Annotated in this window: 29 protein-coding genes and 1 riboswitch; of the genes, 14 read left to right on the top strand and 15 right to left on the bottom strand. The window is 71.8% G+C overall.

The window, feature by feature from the left end:
* Positions 1–28 precede the first annotated feature (28 nt).
* Positions 29–1,186 (bottom strand): pyridoxal phosphate-dependent aminotransferase, encoded by a 1,158-nt coding sequence (locus HNP44_RS13715; RefSeq protein WP_259141011.1) that lies wholly within the window; start codon positions 1,184–1,186, stop codon positions 29–31.
* A 38-nt stretch (positions 1,187–1,224) separates the two neighbouring features.
* Between HNP44_RS13715 and HNP44_RS13710 the strand changes: the two genes are divergently transcribed.
* Positions 1,225–2,532 (top strand): phytoene desaturase family protein, encoded by a 1,308-nt coding sequence (locus HNP44_RS13710; RefSeq protein WP_259256891.1) that lies wholly within the window; start codon positions 1,225–1,227, stop codon positions 2,530–2,532.
* Between the two features lie 7 nt (positions 2,533–2,539).
* On the opposite strand, the gene HNP44_RS13705 is transcribed toward HNP44_RS13710, so the two are convergent.
* The gene (locus HNP44_RS13705) at positions 2,540–3,100 is read right to left on the bottom strand and encodes a TetR family transcriptional regulator (protein ID WP_259141008.1); all 561 of its coding nucleotides are present in this window, start codon (positions 3,098–3,100) and stop codon (positions 2,540–2,542) included.
* Between the two features lie 119 nt (positions 3,101–3,219).
* Here HNP44_RS13705 and HNP44_RS13700 point away from each other — a divergent pair, with 119 nt between their 5' ends.
* Together HNP44_RS13700 and HNP44_RS13695 are read left to right on the top strand one after the other, a co-directional pair.
* Entirely contained in the window at positions 3,220–3,996 is a 777-nt protein-coding gene (locus HNP44_RS13700) for an SDR family oxidoreductase (RefSeq protein WP_259141007.1), read from the top strand.
* Positions 3,989–4,387, top strand: a complete 399-nt coding sequence (locus HNP44_RS13695; protein WP_224646896.1) for a GlcG/HbpS family heme-binding protein — start codon at positions 3,989–3,991, stop codon at positions 4,385–4,387. Before HNP44_RS13700 ends, HNP44_RS13695 begins: the two co-directional genes overlap by 8 nt.
* A gap of 5 nt (positions 4,388–4,392) precedes the next feature.
* Here HNP44_RS13695 and HNP44_RS13690 read toward each other — a convergent pair whose 3' ends face one another.
* Genes HNP44_RS13690 through HNP44_RS13670 form a run of 5 tightly spaced genes read right to left on the bottom strand, consistent with a single transcriptional unit; the run spans position 4,393 to position 8,631 of the window.
* Complete coding sequence (locus HNP44_RS13690) at positions 4,393–5,361, bottom strand: 5-oxoprolinase subunit C family protein (RefSeq protein ID WP_259141004.1); 969 nt, start codon at positions 5,359–5,361, stop codon at positions 4,393–4,395.
* Positions 5,358–6,227 carry a 5-oxoprolinase subunit B family protein gene (locus HNP44_RS13685; protein ID WP_259256890.1) on the bottom strand — a complete coding sequence of 290 codons (870 nt, stop codon included), beginning with the start codon at positions 6,225–6,227 and terminating at the stop codon, positions 5,358–5,360. The genes HNP44_RS13690 and HNP44_RS13685 overlap by 4 nt, the downstream gene beginning before the upstream one ends.
* Positions 6,224–7,576: an acetyl-CoA carboxylase biotin carboxylase subunit gene (locus HNP44_RS13680; RefSeq protein WP_259141000.1), complete on the bottom strand. Its 1,353-nt coding sequence runs from the start codon at positions 7,574–7,576 to the stop codon at positions 6,224–6,226. The genes HNP44_RS13685 and HNP44_RS13680 overlap by 4 nt, the downstream gene beginning before the upstream one ends.
* Entirely contained in the window at positions 7,576–7,824 is a 249-nt protein-coding gene (locus HNP44_RS13675) for an acetyl-CoA carboxylase (protein ID WP_259140998.1), read from the bottom strand. The genes HNP44_RS13680 and HNP44_RS13675 overlap by 1 nt, the downstream gene beginning before the upstream one ends.
* A gap of 30 nt (positions 7,825–7,854) precedes the next feature.
* On the bottom strand, positions 7,855–8,631 hold the full coding sequence (locus HNP44_RS13670; RefSeq protein ID WP_259140997.1) for a 5-oxoprolinase subunit PxpA: 777 nt from the start codon (positions 8,629–8,631) through the stop codon (positions 7,855–7,857).
* Positions 8,632–8,740: 109 nt separating this feature from the next.
* Here HNP44_RS13670 and HNP44_RS13665 point away from each other — a divergent pair, with 109 nt between their 5' ends.
* The 5 genes from HNP44_RS13665 to HNP44_RS13645 all read left to right on the top strand — a co-directional run bounded on the left by HNP44_RS13665 (position 8,741) and on the right by HNP44_RS13645 (position 13,423).
* Positions 8,741–9,643, top strand: coding sequence for a LysR family transcriptional regulator (locus HNP44_RS13665; RefSeq protein ID WP_259140995.1), 903 nt, complete (start codon positions 8,741–8,743; stop codon positions 9,641–9,643).
* A 226-nt stretch (positions 9,644–9,869) separates the two neighbouring features.
* Positions 9,870–10,151: a hypothetical protein gene (locus tag HNP44_RS13660; RefSeq protein WP_259140994.1), complete on the top strand. Its 282-nt coding sequence runs from the start codon at positions 9,870–9,872 to the stop codon at positions 10,149–10,151.
* 26 nt (positions 10,152–10,177) lie between these two features.
* Positions 10,178–10,762: a TetR/AcrR family transcriptional regulator gene (locus tag HNP44_RS13655; RefSeq protein ID WP_259140992.1), complete on the top strand. Its 585-nt coding sequence runs from the start codon at positions 10,178–10,180 to the stop codon at positions 10,760–10,762.
* Positions 10,759–12,129, top strand: coding sequence for an MFS transporter (locus HNP44_RS13650; protein ID WP_259140991.1), 1,371 nt, complete (start codon positions 10,759–10,761; stop codon positions 12,127–12,129). Before HNP44_RS13655 ends, HNP44_RS13650 begins: the two co-directional genes overlap by 4 nt.
* A gap of 73 nt (positions 12,130–12,202) precedes the next feature.
* On the top strand, positions 12,203–13,423 hold the full coding sequence (locus tag HNP44_RS13645; RefSeq protein WP_259172133.1) for an HNH endonuclease: 1,221 nt from the start codon (positions 12,203–12,205) through the stop codon (positions 13,421–13,423).
* 1 nt (position 13,424) lies between these two features.
* Here the strand turns inward: HNP44_RS13645 and HNP44_RS13640 are convergent, their stop codons facing one another.
* Positions 13,425–15,092: a DNA repair helicase XPB gene (locus tag HNP44_RS13640; protein WP_259140988.1), complete on the bottom strand. Its 1,668-nt coding sequence runs from the start codon at positions 15,090–15,092 to the stop codon at positions 13,425–13,427.
* Positions 15,093–15,518: a DUF6069 family protein gene (locus HNP44_RS13635; protein ID WP_259140986.1), complete on the bottom strand. Its 426-nt coding sequence runs from the start codon at positions 15,516–15,518 to the stop codon at positions 15,093–15,095.
* Between the two features lie 192 nt (positions 15,519–15,710).
* Between HNP44_RS13635 and HNP44_RS13630 the strand changes: the two genes are divergently transcribed.
* Both HNP44_RS13630 and HNP44_RS13625 read left to right on the top strand, forming a co-directional pair.
* Positions 15,711–16,073 (top strand): YciI family protein, encoded by a 363-nt coding sequence (locus HNP44_RS13630; RefSeq protein WP_259140985.1) that lies wholly within the window; start codon positions 15,711–15,713, stop codon positions 16,071–16,073.
* The gene (locus HNP44_RS13625) at positions 16,070–17,281 is read left to right on the top strand and encodes an RNA polymerase sigma factor (protein ID WP_259140983.1); all 1,212 of its coding nucleotides are present in this window, start codon (positions 16,070–16,072) and stop codon (positions 17,279–17,281) included. The genes HNP44_RS13630 and HNP44_RS13625 overlap by 4 nt, the downstream gene beginning before the upstream one ends.
* A gap of 1 nt (position 17,282) precedes the next feature.
* On the opposite strand, the gene HNP44_RS13620 is transcribed toward HNP44_RS13625, so the two are convergent.
* Entirely contained in the window at positions 17,283–19,460 is a 2,178-nt protein-coding gene (locus tag HNP44_RS13620) for a helicase-associated domain-containing protein (protein ID WP_259140982.1), read from the bottom strand.
* Between the two features lie 39 nt (positions 19,461–19,499).
* Here HNP44_RS13620 and HNP44_RS13615 point away from each other — a divergent pair, with 39 nt between their 5' ends.
* From HNP44_RS13615 to HNP44_RS13600, 4 genes are read left to right on the top strand one after another with little or no spacing between them, the layout of a single operon-like run.
* A complete protein-coding gene (locus HNP44_RS13615; protein WP_259140981.1) occupies positions 19,500–19,694 on the top strand; it encodes a hypothetical protein in 195 nt (64 codons plus the stop codon).
* Positions 19,691–20,170 (top strand): cyclic pyranopterin monophosphate synthase MoaC, encoded by a 480-nt coding sequence (gene moaC / locus HNP44_RS13610; protein ID WP_259141183.1) that lies wholly within the window; start codon positions 19,691–19,693, stop codon positions 20,168–20,170. Before HNP44_RS13615 ends, moaC begins: the two co-directional genes overlap by 4 nt.
* Positions 20,163–20,663 carry a MogA/MoaB family molybdenum cofactor biosynthesis protein gene (locus HNP44_RS13605; protein ID WP_259140979.1) on the top strand — a complete coding sequence of 167 codons (501 nt, stop codon included), beginning with the start codon at positions 20,163–20,165 and terminating at the stop codon, positions 20,661–20,663. The genes moaC and HNP44_RS13605 overlap by 8 nt, the downstream gene beginning before the upstream one ends.
* On the top strand, positions 20,656–21,096 hold the full coding sequence (locus HNP44_RS13600; RefSeq protein WP_259140977.1) for a molybdenum cofactor biosynthesis protein MoaE: 441 nt from the start codon (positions 20,656–20,658) through the stop codon (positions 21,094–21,096). The genes HNP44_RS13605 and HNP44_RS13600 overlap by 8 nt, the downstream gene beginning before the upstream one ends.
* A gap of 44 nt (positions 21,097–21,140) precedes the next feature.
* Here HNP44_RS13600 and HNP44_RS13595 read toward each other — a convergent pair whose 3' ends face one another.
* From HNP44_RS13595 to HNP44_RS13575, 5 genes are all read right to left on the bottom strand, one after another.
* Positions 21,141–22,007, bottom strand: coding sequence for a hypothetical protein (locus HNP44_RS13595; protein WP_259140976.1), 867 nt, complete (start codon positions 22,005–22,007; stop codon positions 21,141–21,143).
* Positions 22,008–22,199: 192 nt separating this feature from the next.
* Positions 22,200–22,865 (bottom strand): transglycosylase family protein, encoded by a 666-nt coding sequence (locus tag HNP44_RS13590; protein WP_259140974.1) that lies wholly within the window; start codon positions 22,863–22,865, stop codon positions 22,200–22,202.
* A gap of 10 nt (positions 22,866–22,875) precedes the next feature.
* Positions 22,876–23,037: riboswitch (cyclic di-AMP (ydaO/yuaA leader) on the bottom strand.
* 152 nt (positions 23,038–23,189) lie between these two features.
* On the bottom strand, positions 23,190–23,429 hold the full coding sequence (locus HNP44_RS13585; RefSeq protein WP_259140973.1) for a MoaD/ThiS family protein: 240 nt from the start codon (positions 23,427–23,429) through the stop codon (positions 23,190–23,192).
* A 4-nt stretch (positions 23,430–23,433) separates the two neighbouring features.
* Positions 23,434–24,423, bottom strand: coding sequence for a GTP 3',8-cyclase MoaA (gene moaA, locus HNP44_RS13580; protein ID WP_259140971.1), 990 nt, complete (start codon positions 24,421–24,423; stop codon positions 23,434–23,436).
* Positions 24,420–24,641: a hypothetical protein gene (locus tag HNP44_RS13575; protein ID WP_259140969.1), complete on the bottom strand. Its 222-nt coding sequence runs from the start codon at positions 24,639–24,641 to the stop codon at positions 24,420–24,422. Before HNP44_RS13575 ends, moaA begins: the two co-directional genes overlap by 4 nt.
* Positions 24,642–24,652: the final 11 nt, after the last annotated feature.

Here is a 24,652-nt window from a genome sequence, read left to right as displayed (position 1 = left end):
GCCGCGGCGCAATCGACAACAGGAGTTGTCATCGCAATCCGGCGAGCCTCCGCGCGCCCTCGACCAGCACGGACTCCTCCTTGCTGAAGGCGAAGCGCAGCAGGTGCCCCCACCGCGCATGATCGTCGGCGAGGGCGCTGACGGGCACCGCGGCCACGCCGATGCGCGCGGGCATCTCCCGGCAGAGGGCGTCGGCGTCGTCGAAGCCCAGGCCCCGGGCGTCGGCGACGACGAAATAGGTGCCCTCTGATGGGTGCACGGTGAACCCCGTCTCGATGAGGGCGCCGGTGAGCAGGTCTCGCTTGGCCTGCAGGTCCGGCGCGAGCTTCTCGAGCCACGACGATTCGTTCTCCAGCGCGTGGGCCACCGCGCGCTGCAGCGGCGCGGCGCCCGTGAAGGTGAGCCACTGCTTCGCGGCGCGGCAGGCGTCGGCCAGCTCGCGCGGCGCGGTGATCCAGCCGACCTTCCACCCGGTGACGTTGAAAGCCTTGGCGGCGCCGGAGATCCGGACCGTTCGCTCGCGCATCCCGTCGAAGGCGGCGAGCGGGCGGTGCGCGCGGCCGTCGAAGAGCAGGTACTCGTACACCTCGTCGGTGAAGCAGAGCAGGTCTCGCTCCACGCACAGGTCCGCGATCAGCTGTAGGTCGGCGTCGGAGAGCACCGTGCCGGTGGGATTGTGGGGCGAGTTCACGATGATCGCGGCGGTCCGGTCGGTGATCGCGGCGCGCAGCAGGTCGGGGTCGAGGGCGTACCGCCCGCCGTCTTCGAGGAGCGGCACGACGACGCGCTGCGCCCCCGCCATCGCGACGGTCGCGGCGTACGAGTCGTAGAAGGGCTCGATGAGGATCACTTCCCGGCCGGGCTCGATCAGGCCCAGCACCGCGGCCGCGATCCCCTCGGAGGCGCCGACGGTGACGAGCACCTCGCCGTCGGGGTCGTACTGCAGCCCGTAGTCGCGGTCCACCTGCGCGGACACGGCGCGCCGAAGCTCGGGCAGGCCGTCGCCGGGCGGGTACTGATTGAGGCCCCCGTCGATGGCCGCCTTCGCCGCCAGCAGCATGCCTGCGGGCCCGTCGGTGTCCGGGAAGCCCTGCCCCAGGTTGACGGCACCGGTCGCCGTGGCGAGTGCCGAGATCTCCGCGAAGATCGTCGACGTGAAGGGCTGAAGGCGTCGGACGGTGCGCATCCCCGCAGCCTAGTGGCCCGCGCGGCTACCGTGTGGGTATGACCTCCGCCGTCGTCGTCGGTTCCGGCCCCAACGGGCTCACCGCCGCCGCTGTCCTGGCTCGCGCGGGCCTCGACGTGACGGTGCTGGAGGCCGAGACCACCCTCGGCGGCGCGTGCCGTTCCGACACGCTGTGCGGCACCGTCGTGGACCGGTTCTCGACGGGGCATCCCCTCGCATACGCCTCGCCCGCGCTGCGGGACGTGGGCGTCGACATCGCCTGGGGCACTGCGGAGATCGACGTGGCGCACCCCCTCGCGCCGGACCCGGCCGACGCGGTCGGGACCCTGGCGGACGTGCCGGACTGCGGGCCCGAGGTAATGCCAGCGTTCTTCGGCCCCGTGACGGACGTGCCTCGGCATCCCGTGGTCGCGACCCGCTGGGGCCCGCGGTTCCTGCTCCCCGCGGCGGTCACCGCCGCGGCGCTCGGGCGGACCGGCGGCGCCGTCTTCGCAGGGGTCGCCGCGCATTCCATCTCCCCTCAGCACCTACCGATGACGTCGTCGATCGGCTACCTGCTCTCCGGCGTGCGGCCCTGGCCGGTGCCGATCGGGGGCTCCCAGCGGATCTCGGACGCGCTCGCCGCGATCGTCGAGGCGCACGGCGGGAGCATCCGCACGGGGGAGCGGGTGACCGCCCTGCCCGACGCCGACCTCGTCGTCCTCGACACGGGCCTGCCCGCGGCCCGGGACCTGCTCGGAGACCGCGCGCCCGGGTGGCTGCGTCGCCGCGCCAGACAGTGGCGGTTCGGGCCCGCGGCCTTCAAGGTGGACCTCGTGGTCGACGGCGGGATCCCCTGGGCGCATGAGGAACTCCGACGGTCCGCGTTCGTCCACCTGGGCGGCACGGCGCGGGAGATCGCGCGCAAGGAGCTCATGGTGAACCGCGGCCGGATGCCCGAGCGACCCGTGATCATCCTGTCGCAGCAGTACGTGGCCGACCCGTCGCGTTGCGCCGGGTCGCTCGCGCCGGTATCCATGTGCGCCCACTGCCCCAACGGCTTCCCCGGTGATCTCACCGAGTCGATCGTGGCCGAGGTGGAGAGGCACGCTCCCGGTGTACGGGAGCGGATCGTCGAGAAGCGATCGGTCGGGCCCGCGGGCCTGCAGTCGGTGAACGCCAACCTGGTCGGCGGCGACATCGCAGCCGGCGCCGCCGTCCCGGCACAGCTGGTGCGTCGGCCGAAGCTGGTGGACCCCTACCGCCTCACCGACCGCGTCTTCCTGTGCTCCTCCGCCGCCGGCGCGCCCGGCGTGCACGGCATGGTCGGGTGGCACGCCGCGACGTCGGCGCTCCGCTCGCTGTAGCCCGCGGCTAGGTCGCTGTGCCGCCGGGAGGTAGCGCTCCGGCGACGGCGGCGGCCCCCGCGACGACGATCGCCCGGCGCGCCTCGGCATCGCCGGTCGAGGCGAGGGAGGTCAGTGCGGGGGAGGCGGCGAGCCACGCCGTGACCAAGCCCAGCGTGAGCACGAGCGCGTCGACGGCGCCGTCGCCGTAGCGCGGCCGCAACGCGTCGACCTTCTCCCGGTAGGTGGTGCCCTCGTCGTCCGTGGTCGACGGTCGTTCCAGGTTCGCCCACGTCGAGAGCCGGAGCGTGGAAGGCTCGGCGAGCAGGTAGTCGTACAGTCGGCCCGCGTAGCCGGGCAGGTCGTCGGCGTCGAACCGGACCGCGTCGGCCATGGTGCGGAGGGCGTCCACGACGATCAGGTCGAACAGGTCCTCCTTGGGGCCGAAGTGCACGTAGATCGAGCGCTTGTTCGCGGACGCCTGCTCGGCGATGCGGTCGATACGTGCCCCGGCCAGCCCGAACTCGGCGAACTCCCGGCGCGCTGCGTCGAGGATCCGCCGCTTCGTCTCCGTCGCGTCGGGTGGCACAGGAGGAGAGTACCGCCCTCTCGGTACGTATGTAACTAACTGGTTATTGACAAACGATGGGCGGTGCTGCACTCTCGGAGACGACGCCCGCGGCGTGTGGGTGGAACGAAGGAGAGACGATGCCGAAGAAGATTCTGATCACCGGGGCCAGTTCGGGTTTCGGTGCCGGCGCAGCCCTCGAGCTGGCGCGGCAGGGGCACGAGGTGGTCGCTGCTGCGGAGACCTGGCAGCAGGTGCGGAGCCTGCGCGCCGCCGCGACCGAGGCGGGCGTGCGGCTGGAGGTGGTCAAGCTGAACCTGACCGACGAGATCGATATCAAGCACGCCTCGTCGTTCGACCCCGACGTGCTGGTACTCAACGCCGGCGTGATGGAGGGCGGATCGATGGTCGATGTTCCCCTGGCCCGAGTGCGGGAGTCGTTCGAGATCAACGTTTTCGGCCACCTCGCGCTGGTGCAGGCGATCGTGCCGAAGATGGTCGCGCGGAAGTCGGGCAAGGTCGTGTGGACCTCCTCGATGGGCGGGATCCTCGTGGTTCCGTTCCTCGGTGCCTACTGCGCGACGAAGCACGCCATCGAGGCGATCGCCGGCTCGATGAAGGCCGAGCTCGCGCCGCACGGCGTCCAGGTGGCAACCGTCAACCCCGGCGTCTTCGGCACCGGCTTCAACGACACCGGCGCCGAGAGCTACGTGCAGTGGTACGACGCCGAGAGCGCGGTCGTGCCGATGCCCGATTTCGGCGACAGCCTCGCCGACCAGGCCGATCCGCAGGAGATGATCGACGCCATGGTCGAGATCATTCCCGCCGACGAGCACCTGTACCGCACCATGCGGCCGCTCGCGACCATCGACGCCGCGAAGCAGTGGCAGGACACGGAGTGGACGCAGAATGCCTGACATCACCCTCGCACACGCACAGGAACTCATCGCGGGCGCCGATCGCGCCGCCCGGGAGGCGGGCGTCAAGGCCGTCTTCGCGGTGCTCGACAAGGGCGCGAACCTGGTCGCCTTCGCCCGCACCGACGGGGCGTGGCTCGCGTCCAACGAGCTCGCCGTCGCCAAGGCCAGGACCTCGGTGATGTTCGAGGCCCCGACGGCCGGGCTCGCCGCGCCGATCCAGATCGGGCAACCGGCGCTGCACTTCGACCACATCCACGCCGGAGGCCTGCTCCTCGTGGGCGGTGGCGTGCCGATCGTCGACGCCGACGGCCGTCTGATCGGCGGGTTGGGCGTCTCCGGCGGTGCCCCGGAGCAGGATGCCGCGATCGCGGAGGCCGCGGTCGCCTAAGGCGGCTACAGCGCGCGGATCGCGTCGAGGCGCCGTGCCCGGTCGGCCCGGGCGGCGAGCGCGTCGTCGAGGGTGACGGCGTCGAAGCGCACCTTGGTATTCGGCGGCATCTGCCCGATCAGATCCATGTCCGCGCTGATCACCGTGCCGATCATCATGTAGCCGCCGCCGGAGACCGCATCCCGGTGCAGGACGATGGGCTCCTGGCCCGAGGGCACCTGGATCGAGCCGATCGGATAGCAGGCGTCGACGATGTTGGACGGGTCGTCGCCTGCGCCGAAGGGCGGCTCGCGGTCGACGAACGCCAGCGGCGTGCCGCCCTTGAGGCGATAGCCGATGCGATCGGCTTCCGAACCCACGGTCCAGGTTTCGGTGAGGAAGGTCGCCATGGAGTCCGGGGTGACGCGGTAGTCGTACAGCCCTGGAACCATGCGGAGGACGTGTTCCTTCGCGAGCGGCACCCGCAGATCGGCGGGCAGCTCTCGGCCCGCTCGCGCGGCCGGGCGGGCCGAGCCGATCGGCAGTTCATCGCCCGGTTCGAGCTTGCGCCCGGAGAGGCCGCCGAGTGCGCCGAGTGCGTAGGTGGAGCGGCTGCCGAGGCGCTCGGGGACGTCGATCCCGCCCGCGATCGCCAGGTAGGCGCGGGCGCCCGCGGTCGCGAACCCGAAGGACAGGGTCTGCCCGGCCCGTACCGCCAGCACGGTGTTGAGCGGCTGGTCGACACCGTCGAGCTTGGGTGTCATGGCCGCGCCCGTCACCGCGATGTGGGTGTCCGCGCCGAACCGGAGTTCGGGCCCCATCAGGGCGCATTCGAGGACTGCGGCCGTCTCCTCGTTGCCGAGCAGGAGGTTGGCGGCGCGGAAGGACTGCTGGTCCATCGCGCCCGACGGCGGGATGCCCAGGTGGTAATAGCCGCTGCGGCCCTGGTCCTGGACCGAGCTGAGCAGGCCGGGCTTGATGACCTCGATCGTCACGGGAGGGCCTCCAGGAGCGTTGCGGGGTAGCCGGTGGGGTCGGCGGTGAACTCGGCGAGGGAGAACCGGATCGGCGCGGTGGGCGGCGCGTACCGCCCCGCGTCGACCTCGGCGAGGATCGCGTCGTACTCGGCGCGATCGACGGGCCGGAACTTCACGACGTCGCCGGGTTTGAAGAAGATCATGAAGTCGCGCAGGTGCGGAGCGCGCTGATCCGGATCGTAGATGGGAACGGGTGTGACACCGAACATCTGGTAGCCGCCTGCGCCACGGACCGAGTAGACGCAGGAGAACGCCCCACCGTAGCCGAGCGTGCCCTTCGGCGTGTCGGTGCGGGGCCGGAGGTACTTGGGCACCTGGATCTGCCGTTCCCGCTCCACCATCTGATACGTGAAGGGCAGGCCCGCCACGAAGCCCACCATGGACACGAACCACGGTGTGCCGGAGTGGGCCTCGATGAACCGATCGACGTCGGCGTAGCCGTTGATCCGTGCCGCGTACTCGATATCGGTCGAGTCCGGATCCTGGTGTCGGTCGCGGAAGCGCATCAGGGTCTCGTGCGTCCACGGATCGTTGTACAGCACGGGGATCTCGACGATGCGGGTGTCCAACACCGCATCCCGGGTGCCGAGACCGGCCTCGATCGACTCCAGCTCCGCGTGCAGATCGGCGACCGGGAGCACGTCGGGGTCGAAGCGCACCTGGAAGGACGCGTTGGCCGGGCAGATCTCGGTGACGCCGGAGAGGTCGCGGTCGGCGAGCTCCTGCGTGATGAGGATGCCCTGGAAGAAGACTTCCAGGGACATCGACTCGGACAGTTCGACGAACAGGTGCTCGTCGCCGCCCAGGGTGTACCGGGTGCTCACTGTTTCTCCGTCCGCTGTTCGATCCAGGTGGTGTGCAGCGCGTTGCGCCGTACGTCGTCCTCCGCGAGGAGCTCCTCGAAGAAGGGCAGCGTGGTGGCTGGTGCGGCGATCTCGGTCTCGCGTAGCGCGCGCCCCAGCCTGGCCAGCGCCTGTTCCCGTGTCTCCGCCCAGACGATCAGCTTCCCGATCAGCGAGTCGTAGAACGGCGGGATCCGATAGCCGGAGTAGGCCATCGAGTCGACGCGGACGCCCGGACCCTGCGCCCAGGAGACGGTCTCGACGGTGCCCGGGGCCGGCCGGAATCCCTGGGCGGGGTCCTCTGCGTTGATCCGCACCTCGATGGCGTGGCCCCGTCGGACGATGTCGTCCTGGCGGTAGGGCAGCGGATCGCCCTGGCACACCTCGATCATGGCGCGGATCAGGTCGACGCTGCAGATCTCCTCGGTGATCGGGTGCTCGACCTGGATCCGCGTGTTCATCTCGATGAAGTAGAACGCGCGGGTATCGGGATCGTAGAGATACTCGATGGTTCCGGCCCCGACGTAGCCCACCGACCTGGTCAGGGCGACGGCGGACTCGCACAGGGCGCCCCGGGTGACCCCGTCGAGGATGGCGGCCGGCGCCTCTTCCCACACCTTCTGGCGGCGGCGCTGCAGTGAGCAGTCGCGCTCGAAGAAGTGGACGGCGTCGGTGCCGTCCCCGAGGACCTGGACTTCGATGTGGCGCGCGCGGGTGATGAACTTCTCCAGGTAGATCCAGCCGTCGCCGAATGCGGCCTCGGCCTCCTGCCGGGCGTCGGTGAAGGCCTGCGCCACTTCCTCGTCCGTGCTGGCGATGCGGATGCCGCGGCCCCCGCCGCCGGCCGCGGCCTTGAGCAGTACCGGGTAGCCGATCTCTCCGGCGACCGCCACGGCTTCGTCGGCGCTGGTCAGCAGCCCGTCGCTGCCCGGCACCACGGGTACTCCCGCGGCGCGGGCGGTGGCGATGGCCTGAGCCTTGTGGCCCATCCGCTCGATCGTCCCGGCGTCGGGCCCGATCCACACCAGTCCTGCATCGGTGACGGCCCGCGCGAACTCGGCGTTCTCAGAGAGGAAGCCGTAGCCGGGGTGCACTGCATCGGCGCCGGTGCTCGTCGCGGCCTCGAGCAGGGCGGCGGCGTTCAGGTAGCTCTTCTTCGCATGCGCGCCACCGATGTTGACGGCCTCGTCGGCGATGCGGACCGCGAGCGAGGCCTCGTCGGCGTCGCTGTACGCGGCGATGGCGACGATGCCCATCTCCTGCGCCGCGCGGATCACGCGGACGGCGATCTCGCCGCGGTTGGCGACGAGGAGTCGCTTGATCTCCGGCATCAGTCGGCCACCTCGATCCGGAGTAGCACGTCGCCCACGTCGACGGGATCCTCAGCGCCGACCAGGATCTCGACCACGGTCCCGGCCACCTCGGCGGTGATCGGATTGAACATCTTCATCACTTCGATGAGCCCGATCTGGTCACCGACGGCCACCACTTCGCCGATCGAGACGAAGGGCGGGCTGCTGGGGGATTCCCGCGGGTAGAAGGTTCCGGGAAGCGGCGCGGGGACGTCGTGGATGGTCATGGTGCGTGCTCTCTTTCGTGTCCGGGATCGTCAGTCGGTGGGCTGGTCCGCGAAGGACCGGACGGTGATATGGGCTCCGTCGAGCGCGGCGCGGGCGCTGGTCATCAGATTGATCGCGCCGCGGGTGTCGCTGTGGATGCAGATGGACTCGAACGGGACGGTGACGACGGTCCCGTCGATCGCGACGACGGTGCCCTCGCGGCAGGCGCGCAGCACCTTGGCGGCGACGTCCTCGGGCGACAGGGCCCCGACGTCCCGGGTGAAGACGATCTGCCCGTCGGCGCCGTAGTGACGGTCGGCGTAGAACTCGCGGACCACCGGCTGGCTCCGGTCGCGGGCCACGGATTCGATCACCGAGCCCGACATCACGAGAACGGGGAGCTCCGGGTCGATCCGCTGCAGGGTGTCGATGAGCAGCTCGGCGAAGGCGGCGTCGCGCGCCGCGTGCATGTAGAGGGCGCCGTGCAGTTTGAAGTGCTGCAGTGCGAGCCCGTGGAGCGCGATGAATTCGCGGACCGCCCCCAGCTGGTAGACGCAGTCGTTCACCAGCTCCTGCGGTGAGGCGTCGATGTGGCGCCGCCCGAATCCGACGAGGTCCCGGAATCCTGGGTGGACGCCGATGCCGATGCCGTGCTCCCGGGCGAGGCGCACCGTGCGATCGATGGTCGAGGGGTCGCCGGCATGAAAGCCCGCCGCGACGTTGATCGAGCTCACGAGCGGCATCATCGTCGCGTCCACGTCGTCGCCGAACATCCAGGCGCCGAAGCCCTCGCTCATATCGCAGTTGATATCGGTCGTGGTGGTCACGGGCCTCCTTCGAGTGATCTGGGTCATGACGCTACGAGCCAATTTCGGTATTGGGAAGAACAAACATGCGATGCTTCATTATCGGAAGACTCGATATCAGGAGGCGATCGTGGGTTTGTCGGTGCGCCAGTTGCGGTACTTCGTCGCGGTGGCCGAGGCCGGGCAGGTCAGCGCCGCGGCGCGCGAGCTGTTCGTCTCCCAATCGTCGGTGACCACCGCGATGCAGCAGATCGAGCAGCAACTCGGTACCGCGGTGCTCCACCGGACCTCGCGCGGTGTGGCCCTCACCTCTGCGGGGGAGGCGCTCCTGCCGAAGGCGCGCCAGATCCTCGACCTGCTCGAGGAGGCGGAGTCGGTGACCGCGGCGGACTCGCACGTCGAGGGCGTGGTCCGGGTGGGGGTCTCGTACACCGTGATGGGGTATTTCCTGCCGCAGCACGTCCAGCGCCTCGCCGTGCTGCACCCCGGGCTCAAGGTGGACTGGCGCGAGGAGGATCGGGCGGCCATCGAGGAGGCGGTCGTCGCGGGCGATCTCGACTTCGGGCTGCTGCTCACGTCGAACGTCGCCGACGACGAACGGCTCGAGCACGAGACCTTCGTGCATTCGCGGCGGCGCCTGTGGATGGCGCCCACGCATCCGCTCGCGGGTCGCGACCGCGTCCGGCTCGCGGACGTCGAGCAGTACCCGTACGCGCTGCTCACCGTCGACGAGGCGGACGTCACGACTCGCGCGTACTGGGGCGATCGCCCGATGGACGTGCTGATCCGGACCTCGTCCATCGAGGCGATCCGCAGCGTGGTCGCGAACGGCAACGCGGTGACCGTGCTGTCCGACATGGTCTACCGTCCGTGGTCTCTGGAGGGCCGGCGGATCGACACGACGCTGTTGCGGGATACGGTGCCGGACATGAGGATCGGCCTGGCGTGGGCTCGTGGTCGGGAGTTCTCCGCCGGGATGGCAGCGCTGCACGACTACTTCTACCGCTTGTTCTGTACACCGGCTCTCGGCTAGCTCTTTCGAGTTGTCACTCTTGTGGACGCGGTGTTCTCCCGCAGTGAATTCGGGCCCTGGTGGACAGGGCTGTGCGGACGCTCCGAAAGCGCTCGGGTGGACGGCCCCCAGGGGAGACCGTTCAGTTACGCCACCGGATGGCGGTAGAAATACTCGCTGGACCTACCGGGCCTCGTCGCCCAGGATCGTGGGGGAAGCTGCGATCGAGTGAAAAAGGCGGGTGACCATGCGATTCCACGACTACCTGGCGGAGCTGGCTGCGCGATTCGCCGAGTTCCGGCGGAACCACGTCGAGATGTACGAGCGGCATCAGATCCTGCTCGAGCCGTGGACGCACGACATCCTGCACTGGGGCGCCGACGGGACGCTGCACGGCAGCATCGTGGCCGGGCGGGCACGTCCGCCGGTGACGCGCGGCGGCTGGTGCCCCTGTCGGCCGATCGACGTCGTCGGGGAGGCCGGCGACGTCCGCGTGGTCGGCGATCCGTGTCCGGAGGGTTGTGATTAGTTGTTAGTAACTACTAATCTGGCCGGGTGAGCACCCGGATGAGCGGACCAGAACGCAGGGCGCAAGTACTCGGCATCGCCGCGCGCGAGTTCGGCGCGCACGGCCTCCACGGCGCGTCGATCGACGAGATCGCCCGCGAGGCGGGGATCACGCAGGCCTACGTCTTCCGAATGTTCGGCACTAAGAAGGCTCTGTTTCTCGATCTCGTCACCGGCGCGTTCGCCGCCCTCGTCGACGCGATGGCGAGGGCGGGGGAGGGCACCGTCGGGATCGAGGCGCTCGCGCGGATGGGCGCCGAGTACTACGAGAACCTCGCCGACGACACGGCCCTGCGCCTCCAGCTGCAGGCCTTCGCCGCCTGCGGGGACTCCGAGGTCCGGGACGTCGTGCGCGGCTGTTTTGCGCGCCTGTGGGACACCACCGCGGACGGCACCGGGCTCGATCCCGTCACCGTCAAGACCTTCCTGGCGTTCGGCATGCTGCTCAACGCCGGGGCCGCGCTCGACGTGGCCGAGATCGACGAACCCTGGGCCGACGGGGTCCGCACCCTGATCCGGCCAGGGTTGTTCGAGCACGTCACCACCGCGACGAACCGGCCGGCGTCGTCGTGAGCCGGCTGTCCGGCGCGCTGGTCACCGTCGCCCTCTGCGCGGCAGTGATCGGGAGCGTAGGCGCGCCGCTCATCACCGCGGTCGCGCGCTCGGAGGACGTGCCGCTGGGCGCCGCGCAATGGACGCTGACGATCACGCTGTTCACGGGCGCCATCGCCGGGCCGGTGCTCGGCCGGCTCGGCGCCGGGCCACTGCGCAGGCGCATGATCCTCGGCACGTTGGGCGTGGTCGCGGTCGGCGGGGTGCTGACGGTGCTGCCCCTGCCGTTCGCGGCGCTCCTCGTCGGGCGCGCGCTGCAAGGCGTGGGCATCGCGCTGGTGCCGCTGCTGGTCAGTGTGGCGCGCAGCGCCCTCCCGGCGGACCGGGCGACGAGCACCATCGCCTCCCTGTCTGTCGCCTCCACCGTCGGCATCGGCGTGGGGTACCCGCTGGTCGGCCTCGTCGACCAGGCGCTCGGCCTCCGCGCCGCCTACGGGACCGGCCTCGCGATCACGCTGGTCGCGCTCGCGGTCGCGTGGGGCGCGGTCCCCGTTGACGAGCCCGGTCCGCGCCCGCGGATCGACGTGCCCGGGGCGCTGCTGCTCGGCGTGGGCACGCTCGGTGTGGTGTTCCTGGTCGCGGAGCCCGCGCTGTGGGGCCGGCCGGCCGCGGTGGTCGGCGTGCTCGTCGGCACGGTCGCGGTGCTCGCGACGTGGTTGGCCGTCGAGCTGCGGAGCGCCGAGCCTCTGGTGGACCTGAGGCTCGTCGCGCGCCCGTCGGTGGCGGCCGCGAACCTCGCGATGCTGGTCGCCGGCATCGGGATGTACCTACTGTTCAGCGATCTCACGCGATACGTCCAAGTGCCCGATGGTGCGCCGTACGGCTTCGCGCTCCCCGGCGTCGCCGCCGGCGCCGCGCTCATCCCGTTCTCCGTGCTCGGTTTCGTTGCGGGGCGGGCGGCGCCGCGAGCCTCGGCGCGGCTGGGTCCGCGAGGTGCGTTCGCGGCATCATCGGCGTTTGTCGTCGCTGCGGCGGGGTTGTTCGTGGTCGGCCGCGACAACCTCCCGGCGGTGCTGGTAGCGCTGGCGGTCTTAGGACTCGGGGTCGGCGGCGCCTCCGCCGTGATGCCGCGGCTCGTGCTCGACGGAACGCCGCAGTCCGAGACCGCCAGCGTCATGGCGGTCAACCAGATCGCGCGGGCCGTCGGCTTCTCCATCGGCAGCGCGCTCGCCGGGTTCCTCCTCACGCGCGCCACGCCCGACGGTGCGCTCCTCCCCGCGCAGGGCGGGTACGTCGCCGTCGCGCTGTGGTCCGCGGTGCCGGCGGTGGTGAGTGTCGTGATCCTGATGGGCGCGCGCGGGGGAGCGGTGGCGCCGCGCGCGGCGTGACCTCCTCCGAGGCGTGTTCGATGTTGTGTTGCGATATCGAAAACTTGTCGGTCGGTCGGCGTAGCGTCAGGGTATGGACGAAGACGTTGGTGTAAAGGGTGGCCGACCACCCGATGGTGGCGTAGCGGGTCAGCTGCGTTCGATGGAGCGGCAGCGCTGCCGGACGGTGTTCGAGCAGTATCGATTGGCGGCGGAGCTGCTGCGGGAGCGGGTGTGCGAGCGCGTGGCGGCGGGGTTGCCGCAGGACCGATGGCAGCAGGGCGTGGCCGCGGAGGTCGGGTTGGCGTTGCACGTGGCGCCGAACACGGCCGCCAAGTTCGTGCACCGGGCGGTGGAGCTGGAGAAGACGATGCCGCACACCCGCGCCCGCCTGCGCGAGGGTGACCTCACTCCGGAGGCGATCCCGGTGATCATCGGCGGCCTCGCGCACCTGGACGCATCGGACCGACATGTCGCGGATGCGCAGTTGTGCACCGATCCGGCGACGCTCGCGGGGATGGGCCTCAAGCAACTCGCCGCGCGGGTCGAGCAGGTCGCGTATCGGCTGGACGCGGAGGCGACAGTGGATCGGAACGCGTCCGCGGAGAAGGACCGCACCGTCACCATCCGCCCGCTCCCCGAAGGAATGGCCAGGGTCTCGTTGCTGCTGCCGGTCGCTCAAGGGGTCGGCGTCTACGCGGCGCTCCGCAAGCACGCGGCCAACCTGATCGGGATCGGTGCGGATCTGCGGACGCGGGGTCAGATCATGGCCGACACCGCCTTCGCGCGGATCACCGGCCGTGAGGCCGCCGCAGGCCAGCCGGTCACGGTGAACCTGACGATGCCCGCCACCGTCCTCCTCGGCGACCGGTCCGGGACGGCGCACCTCGACGGTGGTGGGACGATGCCGGCGGAGATCGCCCGCAACCTCATCGGCAGGGCCACCGCCGCGGGCGTCGCCTGGGTGAAGCGGTTGTACGTCGCGCCCGAGTCGGGCGCGGTCGTCGGCATGGACTCCCGGGCCCGTTGCTTCCCGGACGGGCTGGCGGAGATGATCCGAGCCAGGGACCGCTACTGCCGCACCCCGTACTGCGACGCACCCATCGCCCACACCGATCACGTCGTCCCACACGCAGCCGGAGGTCCCACCGAGTTCCAGAACGGGCAGGGGCTGTGCGCGGCGTGCAACTACGCCAAGGAAGCCACCGGCTGGACCAGCCGGGTGGTGCCGGACGCGAGCGGGCGGCACACCGTCGTCACCCGAACACCGAGCGGACACCACCACCGGTCCACCGCCCCGGACCAAGCGGCGTAGGTCAGCCTGCCTCGCCGATGGCGGGGCCGAGGATGTCGTCGGCGTCGACGATGCGGTAGGCGTAGCCCTGCTCCGCCAGGAAGCGTTGGCGATGCGCGGCGTAGTCGGCGTCGAGGGTGTCGCGGGAGACGACGGAGTAGAAGTGCGCCGTGCCGCCGTCGTGCTTGGGGCGCAGGAGCCGGCCGAGACGCTGCGCCTCCTCCTGCCGCGAGCCGAACGTGCCCGAGACCTGCACGGCGACGGAGGCCTCCGGCAGGTCGATGGAGAAGTTCGCGACCTTGCTGACCACCAGGGTGGAGATCTCTCCCGCTCGGAACCGATCGAACAGGGCCTCGCGCTCCTTGTTCTTCACCGAGCCGGTGATGACGGGGGCGTCGAGCTCGCGGCCCAGCTGCTCCAGCTGATCCAGGTAGGCGCCGATCACGAGCGTCGGGGCGCCCTTGTGTCGCTCCAGGATCGACTTCACCACGGCCACCTTCGTCGGGGCGGTGGACGCCAGCTGGTAGCGCTCGTCGGGCTCGGCGGTCGCGTACTGCATGCGCTGGTTCTCGGTGAGCGTGACCCGCACCTCGACGCAGTCGGCGGGCGCGATCCATCCCTGTGCCTCGATGTCCTTCCATGGCGCGTCGTAGCGCTTCGGCCCGATCAGCGAGAAGACGTCGCCCTCGCGGCCGTCCTCGCGCACCAGGGTCGCGGAGAGGCCGAGCCGCCGGCGGGACTGCAGGTCGGCGGTCATCCGGAACACCGGAGCGGGCAGCAGGTGCACCTCGTCGTAGATCATCAGTCCCCAGTCGCGCGAGTCGAACAGGTCGAGGTTCTTATACTCGCCCTTCGACTTCCGCGTGAGCACCTGATAGGTGGCGATGGTGACCGGGCGGATCTCCTTCTTCTCGCCCGAGTACTCGCCGATCTCCTCCTCGGTGAGGGACGTGCGCGCGAGCAGTTCCCGTTTCCACTGCCGGCCCGCGACGGTGTTCGTCACCAGGATCAGGGTCGTGGCCTGCGCCCGCGCCATCGCGGCCGCGCCGACCATCGTCTTGCCCGCGCCGCACGGCAGCACGACGACGCCGGAACCGCCGAGCCAGAACGAGTCCGCGGCGACCTTCTGGTAGTCGCGCAACTCCCACGGGTCGGACTCCGTATCGAGCGCGATGGGGTGCGACTCGCCGTCGACGTAGCCGGCGAGGTCCTCGGCGGGCCAGCCCACTTTGAGCAGCAGCTGCTTGAGGTGGCCGCGCTCGGACGGGTGCACCAGGACGGTGTCGTCGTCGATGCGGGCCCCGACCATAGGAGCGATCTTCTTGTGCCGCAGAACCTCCTCCAACACCGCGCGGTCCAGCGAGACGAGGGTGAGGCCGTGCACGGGGCTCTTCACCAGTTGCAGCCGGCCGTACCGGCTCATGGTGTCGACCACGTCGACTAGCAGCGGCTGCGGCACCGGATAGCGGGAGAAGCTGACGAGGGCGTCCACCACCTGCTCCGCGTCGTGCCCGGCGGCGCGCGCGTTCCACAGCGCCAGCGGGGTCACGCGGTAGGTATGCACGTGCTCCGGGGCGCGCTCGAGCTCGGCGAAGGGCGCGATCGCAGCACGCGCCGCGCCCGCCAGCTCGTGGTCGACCTCCAGCAGGAGGGTCTTGTCGGACTGGACGATGAGGGGTCCGTCGGTCATCTATCCATTGTGCCGCGTGAGCCGACGAGCCAGAGTCGGCACCACGATCGCGGCCGCGACCACGTGCGTGAGGATCAGCACCGCGGCGGACGCCGCGTCGAAGCCGAAGGTCACGTCCGGCACGACGGACAGCACGAGCAGCACCACGCAGGTGCGTACGAACGTCGAGCGCGGGTGCCGCGCACGCTGCGCCAGCACGGCGGCGATGCCCACGGCGATCAGCGAGAAGATCATCGTGAGCTGGGCGAACCCGAGCAGCGGGATGGCGGCACCGTCGGGCCCGGCGAAGGTGACGCCCGCGGCGGACGCGACGGCGGCGATCGCGGTGGTGGCGACCGACGCGCCGACGGCGGCGCCGATGCCGCGCTTCCAGACGGGCAGGCGGTCGGTGCGGGCGGGCGCGGTGGTGGTGGCGGTGGTGCTCATGGCGTGCTCCTCAGCGGTGGTGACGGTGCCCGGGGTGGGCGCGTCCTACCCCTTCCACGAACGGGACCGACGGATTTCGACATCGGCGCTGCGAAGAAATTCCGGGGGTGGTGTCGTATCGGTACGCCTGCGTTCGTAGTGAGGGTGAAGGGCGGCCGCCGGGGCCGCCCGACGACCGAGAGGAACGAGATCATGACGCACTACCTGCTCTCCGTGCACGGCCCCGTCGAGCGGAGCGAGTTCGGCGACTACGGCACCAAGGAGGCGATGGAGGAGGCCTTCGCGCGGACCGACGCCTTCAACGAGCAGCTCAAGGCCGACGGCTACTGGGTGTTCGCGGGCGGCCTCGCCGAGGCGACCACCGCCACCGTCGTCGACGGCCGCGGCGACAAGCCGATCGTCACCGACGGCCCGTACCTCGAGTCGAAGGAGCTCATCGGCGGCTTCTGGGTCGTCGACGCCCCCGACCTCGACGTCGCGCTGCGGCTCGCCGCCGAGGGCTCCAAGGCCTGCGGCGGCACCGTCGAGGTCCGCGCCTTCGACGGGCTGGCGTGACCGACGCCGCCACCGCGCTCGACCGGGTCTTCCGCGAGGAGTACGGCCGGGTCATCGCCTCGCTCGTCCGCCGCTTCGGCGACATCACGATCGCCGAGGAGGCGGCGGGCGAGGCGATCCTCGCCGCCGCCGAGAGGTGGCCCGAGTCTGGCATCCCGCCGAACCCCGGCGCCTGGCTCACCACCACCGCGGGCAACCGCGCGATCGACCGGATCCGGCGCGAGAGCCGGCGCGACGCCAAACACAGGGCGGCCGAAATGATCCACGACGACTCCGACCCCGAACCCACCGGCGCGGTCGATGACGACCGGCTGCGGCTGATCTTCACCTGCTGCCATCCGGCGCTCGCCCCCGAGGCGCGGGTCGCCCTCACCCTGCGCCTGCTCGGCGGCCTGACGGTGCCCGAGATCGCGCGCGCCTTCCTCGTCGCCGAGACCACGATGGGGCAGCGCATCACCCGCGCCAAGAAGAAGATCGCCGCCGCCCGCATCCCGTACCGCGTGCCGGCCGCCGCCGACCTGCCCGACCGCGTCGACGGGGTGCTGACGGTGCTGTTCCTCGTCTTCAACGAGGGCTACCTCGCCACCGGCGAGGGCGAGCCGATCCGCGCGGAGCTGACCGGGGAGGCGATCCGGCTCGCCCGGCTCATGCGGGCGTTGCTGCCCGGCGATCCCGAGATCACCGGCCTGCTCGCGCTGATGCTGCTCACCGAGGCCCGCCGCGCGGCGCGGGTCCGCGGCGGGCAGCTCGTGCCGCTCGACGAGCAGGACCGCGCCGGCTGGGACCGCGCCGCCATCGCCGAGGGGCACGGTCTCGTCCGCGAATGCCTCGCGATCAACCGACCCGGCAGGTACCAGATCCTTGCCGCGATCAATGCCGTCCACACCGACGCCCCGAGCGCCGACACCGTCGACTACGCGCAGGTCGTGGCGCTCTACGACAAGCTACTGATGATCGACGGATCCCCGGTCGTGCGACTCAACCGGGCGATCGCCGTCGCCGAGCTCGACGGCCCGGAGGTCGCGCTGGCGCTCGTCGACCCGCTCCCGCTGGACGGCTATCGCGCCTGGCACGCCACCCGCGCGCACCTGCTGCGGAAGGTCGGGCGCACCGCCGAGGCCAAGGGCGCCTACGACGCGGCGATCGCCGCCACCCGGAACTCCGCCGAGCGCGCCTACCTCACCCGCAAGCGGGGCGAACTCGTCTGAGCTACTCCACCGGCTCCGCGGTGGTCACGCGGTGCAGGGCGAACCGGCGGGTCGCGTCACCGTCGAGCGCGGCGAGCTGCCCGTGCCGCACGGACTCGGGCACCACGACGTGCCGCGTGAACACCCCGTTCGCGTCCACGTAGCCCAGCCGCACCGGCGTGCCCTCGCCCGCCGCGGACTGCAGCAGCGCCATCAGCTCCGGGCCCGACGTGCGGGGACCGTCGTCCGACGGGGTGTCCTGCCGGCGGATCTGGACCGCCGCGTCGGCGAGCTGATCGAGCGTGGGCTGTGCGGCCGGGGGACGGGGGCGCGGCGACGGCAGGCGGATCGCGGCGGGCCGCAGGTCGACGACGACGCCTCGCGAATCCTCGGCCGCGGCGTTGAATCCGGCGGCCGCGAGCCCCGCGACCAGGTCGGACAGCGGAACCTGGGCGATGAGCACCGTCGGCGCGACGGCGCGCAGTGCGAGCGCCTCCGCGGCGGGGGAGGAGAGGACCGCCGCGACGAGCGCCGGATCGTCGGAGCGCAGGAAGGAACCGGCGACGCCCGCGCGCAGCGCGCCGTGCCGCCGCGCGACGTCGTCGACCAGGTAGGTCAGGCCTTGCGGCACGGGCGTCACCGAGTGCGCGACGAAGAAGGCGTGCACCTCCGCGGACGTGCGGCCGGCGTCGAGCGCGCGGCGCACCGAGGCGTCCGTCACGCGGTACACGGCGGCGCCGCCCGCCGACTCGAGTTCCGCGACCAGGGCGACCGCCGCCGCGAAGTCGTGCGTCGTGGGCCCCGGGATGGTCAGCGTCAGGTCGGCCTGGAGCAGAAACTCCTCGACGGGCTTCGGCAGCGCCGCGGCCATGGCCTGCGCGGGGTCGGTGGTGCGGGCCGCGCGGCCGGCGGAGGTGACGGCGCCGCCGGCGACCAGGCCCACCACCTGCGCCTGCGCGATGATGTCGGCGACCGCGTCCAGCGTGAGCCGGCGGTACCAGGACGGGTGCGCGAACCGGAGTGCGGCGTGCAGGTCGGGTGCCGCAGGAGCGGCGCCGGGCGGGGCGAGGGCCAGGACCTCGAGCACGGCAGCGCGGTCCTGCGGGGCGACCGTGCTGCGCGCCGCCCGGTGCAGCGGCCCGACGATGCCCTCCTCGCCACGAGTGCCGATCAGCGCGGGCTGCCTGCGCAGCTCCAACCAGGTCCGGGCGAGCAGCGCCCAGCGGTCGGCGGGCGCGGCGCGCAGCCACTCGTCGACCGCGACCGTCGGCGCGAACACCGAATCCTCCTCGCCGTCGAGCTCGCCCTCCGCGATCAGCGCGGCCGCGGCGAGGAGCTCCAGGAGGAGGGCGGCGCGGTCCTCCGCGAGGCCCGCCGCCTTCGCGACGCGGCGCAGCTCGCGGATGCCGATGCCGCCGGCCTTCACCCGCTGCGCCGGGACCGCGCCCAGCACGTCGAGCACGTCGTCGGCGTGCCGCAGCAGCTCCAGCGCCGCGACCGCGCCGGCACCGTCGGCGCCGGGGACGGGCGGAGCGTCGAGCACGGGCGGCTTGAGGGAGGCGCCGATCGGGAGCTCGCCGCGCAACCGGGCGCGGACCTCCCACGGCAGCTCGACGGTCTGGTGGTCGACGCGCGCGAGCAGCCCCGAGGCCAGCATGCGCTGCACCGGATGGTCGGGGGAGGTGCCGGGGCCCGCAGCGGCGGTACGGCCCAGCGGCGAGCCCTCGGCCAGGCGGTCCAGCAGGGCGCGCTCGTCGGGGCCGGCGGCGGCCAGGGCGGCGTCGATGGCGTCGAGGTCCGGCGGCGTCGTGAGCTGGGTCGAGCGCCACGGCAGCGCCTCGCGGACGGCGGCGGTGGTGTGCAGGACGTCGTCTCCCCAGGCCAGCGCCAGGCGTCGCAGCTTGTCCGCCGACTCCAGTACCTGCTTCTTCAGCGCACGGCCGCGGAGCCGGCGGGCGAGGGCGTCGGCGTCGAGCGGCTCGGCGAGGAGCAACTCCAGGACGGCCAGGTCGGGGAGGGTGAGGCGCTCGGCGACGCGGCCCAGCGACGACGGGCTGGTGAGGCGGCTCGCCAGCACGGCGAAACCTGCGGGGACGGGCGTCGCGACGTCGCGCCGGGCGTCGAGCAGCGCCGCGATCTCGGCGTCGGTGCGCTCGCGCAGCCACGCCGCAGGCCCCGTCGACGACGTATTACTGCTCACCGATACAGCCTAGACACCGGGGCATGACAGAATAGCGACGTGTCTGAGACCTCGAATGCGAAGAAGCCCGGCTACGTCGACAACGGCTGGCCGCAGGCGGATGACGGCCACGCCGCCCACGCCGTGAACGAGCTGGCCGCCCCGGTGGTCGGCGCGATGTCGCCGTTCGGTGAGCTGGAGTTCCCCCAGCAGCACATCCCGTACGTGCACCCGTCGACCCGGATCAACCGCTGACCGGAGAGCTGACACACATCGACGATGCGGGCGCGGCCCGCATGGTCGACGTGTCCGCCAAGGCCGTCACCGCCCGTACAGCGGTCGCGGCCGGGATCTTCCGCACCACCGAAGCCGTCGTCACGGCGATCGCCGACGGTGCGGTCCCCAAGGGCGACGTCCTCGCCACCGCCCGCATCGCGGGCATCATGGCGGTCAAGCGCACGGCCGACCTGATCCCGCTGTGCCACCCCCTGCCGATCTCCGGCGTGACCGTCGACCTGCAACCGTCGGGCGCGGAGATCGTCGTCACCGCCACCGTGCGCTGCACGGGACGGACGGGCGTCGAGATGGAGGCGCTCACCGCCGTCGCGGTGGCAGGGCTGACCCTGCACGACATGGTCAAGGCCCTCGACCCCGCCGCCGTCATGACGGACGTCCGCGTGCTCACCAAGGACGGCGGCAAGACCGGCCACTGGGAGAGATCAGATGACTGAACCGCTCCGCCCGTCCCGCGACCGCTGCGCCACCGTCGTGGTCGCCTCCACCCGCGCCGCCCTCGGCGAGCGCGAGGACACCACCGGGCCCGCCATCGCGGCGTGGCTCGACCAGCGCGGCTTCGACGTCTACGGGCCCGTCGTGGTGCCCGACGGCGAAGAGGTGGGCGCTGCGATCCGCTCTGCCGTCCGCCGCGGCGACGCCGTCGTGCTCACCACCGGCGGCACGGGGCTCACGCCCTCCGACCGCACCCCCGAGGAGACGCGCGGCGCGCTCACCTTCGAGATCCCCGGTCTCGCCAATGCCATCCGCACGTCCGGCCTGCCGGACGTTCCGACGACGGTGCTCAGCCGCGGGCTCGCGGGCGTCGCCGGCTCCTCGCTGGTGGTGAACCTGCCGGGCTCGTCGGGCGGGGTCCGCGACGGCCTCGTCGTGCTCGATGGGGTCCTTCTCCACGCGCTCGACCAGATCCGCGGTGGCGACCATGGCTGAGAAGCCCGCGGCGGAGGTCGTCTTCGCCCGGGTGACCGAGGATCCGATCGACCTCGCGGCGCACGAGTCGGCAGTGACGCGGCCCGAGGCGGGTGCGGTCGTCGGCTTCATCGGCGCCGTGCGCGATCACGACGGTGGCCGCGGCGTGACCGGGCTGGAGTACTCGGCGCACCCCACCGCGGAGCGCGTCATCGCGGAGGTCGTGCAGCGCGAGGCGGACGCCGCCGAGGGCGTGCGGGCGGTCGCGGTCTCGCATCGCGTGGGCCCGCTGGCGATCGGCGACGCGGCGCTCGTCGTCGCGGTGTCGGCTGACCATCGTGCGGCGGCGTTCGCGACGTGCGCGCGGGTCGTCGACGCGGTCAAGGAGGCGCTGCCCGTGTGGAAGCACCAGCTGTTCCGGGACGGAACAGAGGAGTGGGTCGGCAGCGCGTAGCCGCCGACCCACCCTTCAGCCGGTTCGTTGTTCGGTGACCGGTACTACGCGCACGTGGTGACCTTCGTGGGGTCGCACGGGCGCGGAGTGAACAGGGGGATTCCCAGGTGTCCGGGGACGACCGGTGCGCCGAGCACGCCGTCGGGAATGGTGCCGGCCGGGTTGGCCGGGCGCACAGGCACGTTCGCCGTCGCGGGGACGACGGGGCGGACCGGTTTGATGCCGGTGCTCGTGCCGGGGACGCCGATGCCGGGGATACCGACGGCGCCCGTCAGACCCTGCGCGCCGATGCCGTTCGTGCCGATGCCCGCCGCGCTGCCCACCCCGCGCGCGCCCGCGCCGTTCGTGGTCACGCCGCTGGAGCTGCCGATGCCGTTCGCCGTCGCGATCGGGAAGCCCGCGCCTCCGACGCCGACCGGCAGGGCCGCGCCGATGCCGGCAGGGACAGCCGTGCCGCCGATGCCGGGGAGCGTCGTGCCGGCGACGCCGCGGCCGGTGGGGACCGTGCCGGTGCCTGTCCCGGTGGGGATCGCTGCGCCGCCGATGCCGGCAGGGACGCCGGTCGGAACGGGCGCGCCGGTGCCCGCGGGGGTTGCCGCGGCGGAGCCCGTGCGGCCACCGGGCGCGACCGCACCCGTGCCGACGGTGCCGGTGCCCGCGCCGCTGCCCAGGCCGGGCACGGCGACCGGGCCCACGCCGGGCACGTTCACCGCGCCGGGCTTGGCCGGCGCCGGCTTCGCAGCTACGGGCTTCGCGGAGGCGCCGGGCGTGGGGAGGGGCAGGACGGGGTTGCAGGGGCAGCCTGGCGTGGCTGTGGCGGGAGCTGCGACGACGAGTCCCGCTGCGGCGATCAGCGCGCTGAGAGCGGCGACCCGGCCGGCGGTGCCCGAGGAGCGGTGGCGAGCGATCATCCGAGGCTCTCTTTCCTATCGAACTTTGCATTCGCGAATACGACCGACAGTGAACCTAGCAGATCGTGTGCGAATGCAAAACACTACTTCGCTGTGATCGACCGGGTGTCGCCGTCCGGACCCGGAAACGCCACGAGGGGCCTTCGGCGCGATGCCGGAGGCCCCTCGTGGGACGTGTGTTCTGCGGTGGGCTCAGTAGCCCTTGGCCGCGGCCTGCTGCAGCATGGCAAGCACGGCGGGGTCGACCTGCTGGCCGCCGCTCTGGGCCTGCGAGATGACCTGGTTGATGTACTGGGCGTTCACCGACTGGCCGGCCTGCGCGGCGGGCTTGGCGACCGGCTTCGCTGCGGGCTTCGCAGCCGGCTTGGCGACGGGCTTGGCGACGGGCTTGGTGGCGGCCGGCTTCGCGACCGGCTTCGCAGCCGGCTTGGCGGCGGGCTTGCTGACCGGCTTGGTGGTGCCCGCGTCCGTGGGGGAGACGGTGCGCGGGGTCGGGGCGCCGAGGCCGGTGCCGCAGGAGGGCCATGCGCCCTTACCCTGGCCGGCGAGGACCTTCTCGGCGATGGCGATCTGCTGCGCGCGGCTGGCCTGGTTGGCGGTGGGGGCGTACTGCGTGCCGCCGTAGGCGGCCCAGGTCGACGGGCTGAACTGCAGGCCGCCGTGGTAGCCGTTGCCGGTGTTGATGGCCCAGTTGCCGCCGGACTCGCACGCGGCGACCTGGTCCCACTGGGAATCGGGGGCGGCGTTCGCGGCGGGGGCGGCGAGCGCGAGACCCGCGCCACCCAGCATCGCGCCGGCGGCCGCGATTTTCGCGGCGCTCAGGCTGGTGGTGGACTGCTTGCGGTGACGACCGGTCATCGTGGGAAGTCTTTCCTCTCTACGCGCGTACGAAGTTAGCTGTCGGGTTCGAGCGAGAGGCTGCTCGGCCGGTTGCCCGGCTTGACCCCTAGGGCGTGTGCCCTGCGGCCTCGCGGCCGCGGATGGTTCCTCCGCCTTCGTCCAGGTGTAGATCGTGATGCATTTCCCGAATCGAACGCTGGACGAAGCTCTGCGCTGCGAACGATCGGGTGGCTGCTGATGCGGCCCTCAGCGACGGTAACAGAACCCGGCCCGTGGCCCAACCGTTACCGGACCGTGATTTTGCGATGTGTGACTGATGTCACTCGTGGGTGCGGGCATCCATCAGCCGCCGGCGAACGGCGGCAACACGTCGAGCATCGCGCCGGTCGCGGGTGCCGCGACGTCACGCACTGCCACTTCGTCCTGGAGGAAGCTGCAGCGGGTGAGCACTCGTTCCAGCCCGGGGTGCCGCACCGACAGGAGCCCGGCGACGTCGGCGACCGTGGCACCGTCGGGTACCGCCACGGTCTCCTCTGACACGCCGGCCGCGGCGCGCGCGGCGGCGAAGTAACGGATCAGCACGCCGTCAGCCCCCGATCGCGCTCATGGGACGGGAGGGCTGCAGGAAGGACGGGTCGTCGATGCCGTGGCCGGCCTGCTTGCCCAGCATCGCGGCGAGCCACGCGTCGGCGATCTCCTCGTCCGACGCGCCGCCGCGGAGCAGTGGCTTGAGGTCGGTCTCGTCGGCGGCGAACAGGCACGTGCGGATCTGGCCGTCGGCCGTCAGGCGGACGCGGTCGCAGTCGCCGCAGAAGGGTCGCGTGACCGAGGCGATGACACCCACCGTCGCGGGACCACCGTCGACTAGGAAGCGCTCGGCGGGGGCGCTGCCGCGCGGCTCCCCGTCGGGCGTGAGGGTGAACTCGCGACGCAGCTCGGCCAGGATGTGCTCGGCCGTGATCATGGTGTCCCGGTCCCATGTGTGGTCGGCGTCGAGCGGCATGTGCTCGATGATCCGCAGCTCGTAGCCCGCGTCGAGGCAGAGCCGCAGCAGGGGACGCGCGTCGTCGAGACGCCCCGGGCCGAGGACGGCGTTGACCTTCACCGGAGTGAGGCCGGCGCCGGCGGCGGCGCGCAGGCCAGCCAGGGCGTCGTCGAGGCGGTCGCGCCGGGTGACCTTCGCGTACTCCTCTCGGTCGACGGTGTCGAGGGAGACGTTCACGCGGTCTACGCCTGCCCCGGCGAGCGTGGCCGCGTGCCGGGCCAGGGACAGCCCGTTCGTGGTCAGCGAGATCTCGGGCCGCGGCTCCAGCGCCGCGGCATGCGCGACGATGCGATCGAGGTCGGCACGCAGTAGCGGCTCACCGCCCGTGAATCGGATCTCCGTGATTCCGAGATCGCGGACGCCGATCGTGATGAGTCGGTCGATCTCCGGTCCCGTCAGGACGTGGTCTTTGGCGAGCCAGGGGAGGCCCTCGGCGGGCATGCAATAGGTGCATCGCAGGTTGCACCGGTCGGTGAGGGAGACCCGGAGGTCGCGCGCGACGCGCCCGTAACGGTCGACCAGCGGCCTCATGGCCGGGGCTCGCCGTCTCCAGCCCGGCCGCCGAGGATCACCGCGATCACGCCGACGAGGAAACCCACGGGCGCGAGCGGCGTCAGCGCATACACCCAGGTGGGGGCGGTGGTTCCGCCCGCGAGGAGCGGCGTGAGGAAGAGGGCCGCGATCGCGATCAGCCCGATCGCGAACAGCGCGATCGCGGCGGAGACGGCGACGGAAACGAACTTGCCCATGCCCTTTAGAC

It is taken from the genome of Tsukamurella ocularis (assembly GCF_024807615.1).
Lineage (GTDB): Bacteria > Actinomycetota > Actinomycetes > Mycobacteriales > Mycobacteriaceae > Tsukamurella > Tsukamurella ocularis.
This window is presented reverse-complemented; position numbering and strand designations above follow the sequence as displayed.

Bases quoted from the DNA above. Each gene is read 5' to 3' on its own strand.
- HNP44_RS13700 (WP_259141007.1), top strand. From the start codon at position 3,220: ATGCCGAAGAAGATTCTGATCACCGGGGCCAGTTCGGGTTTCGGTGCC.
- HNP44_RS13605 (WP_259140979.1), top strand. From the start codon at position 20,163: ATGACTGAACCGCTCCGCCCGTCCCGCGACCGCTGCGCCACCGTCGTG.
- HNP44_RS13640 (WP_259140988.1), bottom strand. From the start codon at position 15,092: ATGACCGACGGACCCCTCATCGTCCAGTCCGACAAGACCCTCCTGCTG.
- HNP44_RS13600 (WP_259140977.1), top strand. From the start codon at position 20,656: ATGGCTGAGAAGCCCGCGGCGGAGGTCGTCTTCGCCCGGGTGACCGAG.
- HNP44_RS13710 (WP_259256891.1), top strand. From the start codon at position 1,225: ATGACCTCCGCCGTCGTCGTCGGTTCCGGCCCCAACGGGCTCACCGCC.
- HNP44_RS13595 (WP_259140976.1), bottom strand. From the start codon at position 22,007: ATGATCGCTCGCCACCGCTCCTCGGGCACCGCCGGCCGGGTCGCCGCT.
- HNP44_RS13715 (WP_259141011.1), bottom strand. From the start codon at position 1,186: ATGCGCACCGTCCGACGCCTTCAGCCCTTCACGTCGACGATCTTCGCG.
- HNP44_RS13660 (WP_259140994.1), top strand. From the start codon at position 9,870: ATGCGATTCCACGACTACCTGGCGGAGCTGGCTGCGCGATTCGCCGAG.
- HNP44_RS13695 (WP_224646896.1), top strand. From the start codon at position 3,989: ATGCCTGACATCACCCTCGCACACGCACAGGAACTCATCGCGGGCGCC.
- HNP44_RS13575 (WP_259140969.1), bottom strand. From the start codon at position 24,641: ATGGGCAAGTTCGTTTCCGTCGCCGTCTCCGCCGCGATCGCGCTGTTC.
- HNP44_RS13680 (WP_259141000.1), bottom strand. From the start codon at position 7,576: ATGCCGGAGATCAAGCGACTCCTCGTCGCCAACCGCGGCGAGATCGCC.
- HNP44_RS13645 (WP_259172133.1), top strand. From the start codon at position 12,203: ATGGACGAAGACGTTGGTGTAAAGGGTGGCCGACCACCCGATGGTGGC.
- HNP44_RS13630 (WP_259140985.1), top strand. From the start codon at position 15,711: ATGACGCACTACCTGCTCTCCGTGCACGGCCCCGTCGAGCGGAGCGAG.
- moaA (WP_259140971.1), bottom strand. From the start codon at position 24,423: ATGAGGCCGCTGGTCGACCGTTACGGGCGCGTCGCGCGCGACCTCCGG.
- HNP44_RS13675 (WP_259140998.1), bottom strand. From the start codon at position 7,824: ATGACCATCCACGACGTCCCCGCGCCGCTTCCCGGAACCTTCTACCCG.
- HNP44_RS13590 (WP_259140974.1), bottom strand. From the start codon at position 22,865: ATGACCGGTCGTCACCGCAAGCAGTCCACCACCAGCCTGAGCGCCGCG.
- HNP44_RS13635 (WP_259140986.1), bottom strand. From the start codon at position 15,518: ATGAGCACCACCGCCACCACCACCGCGCCCGCCCGCACCGACCGCCTG.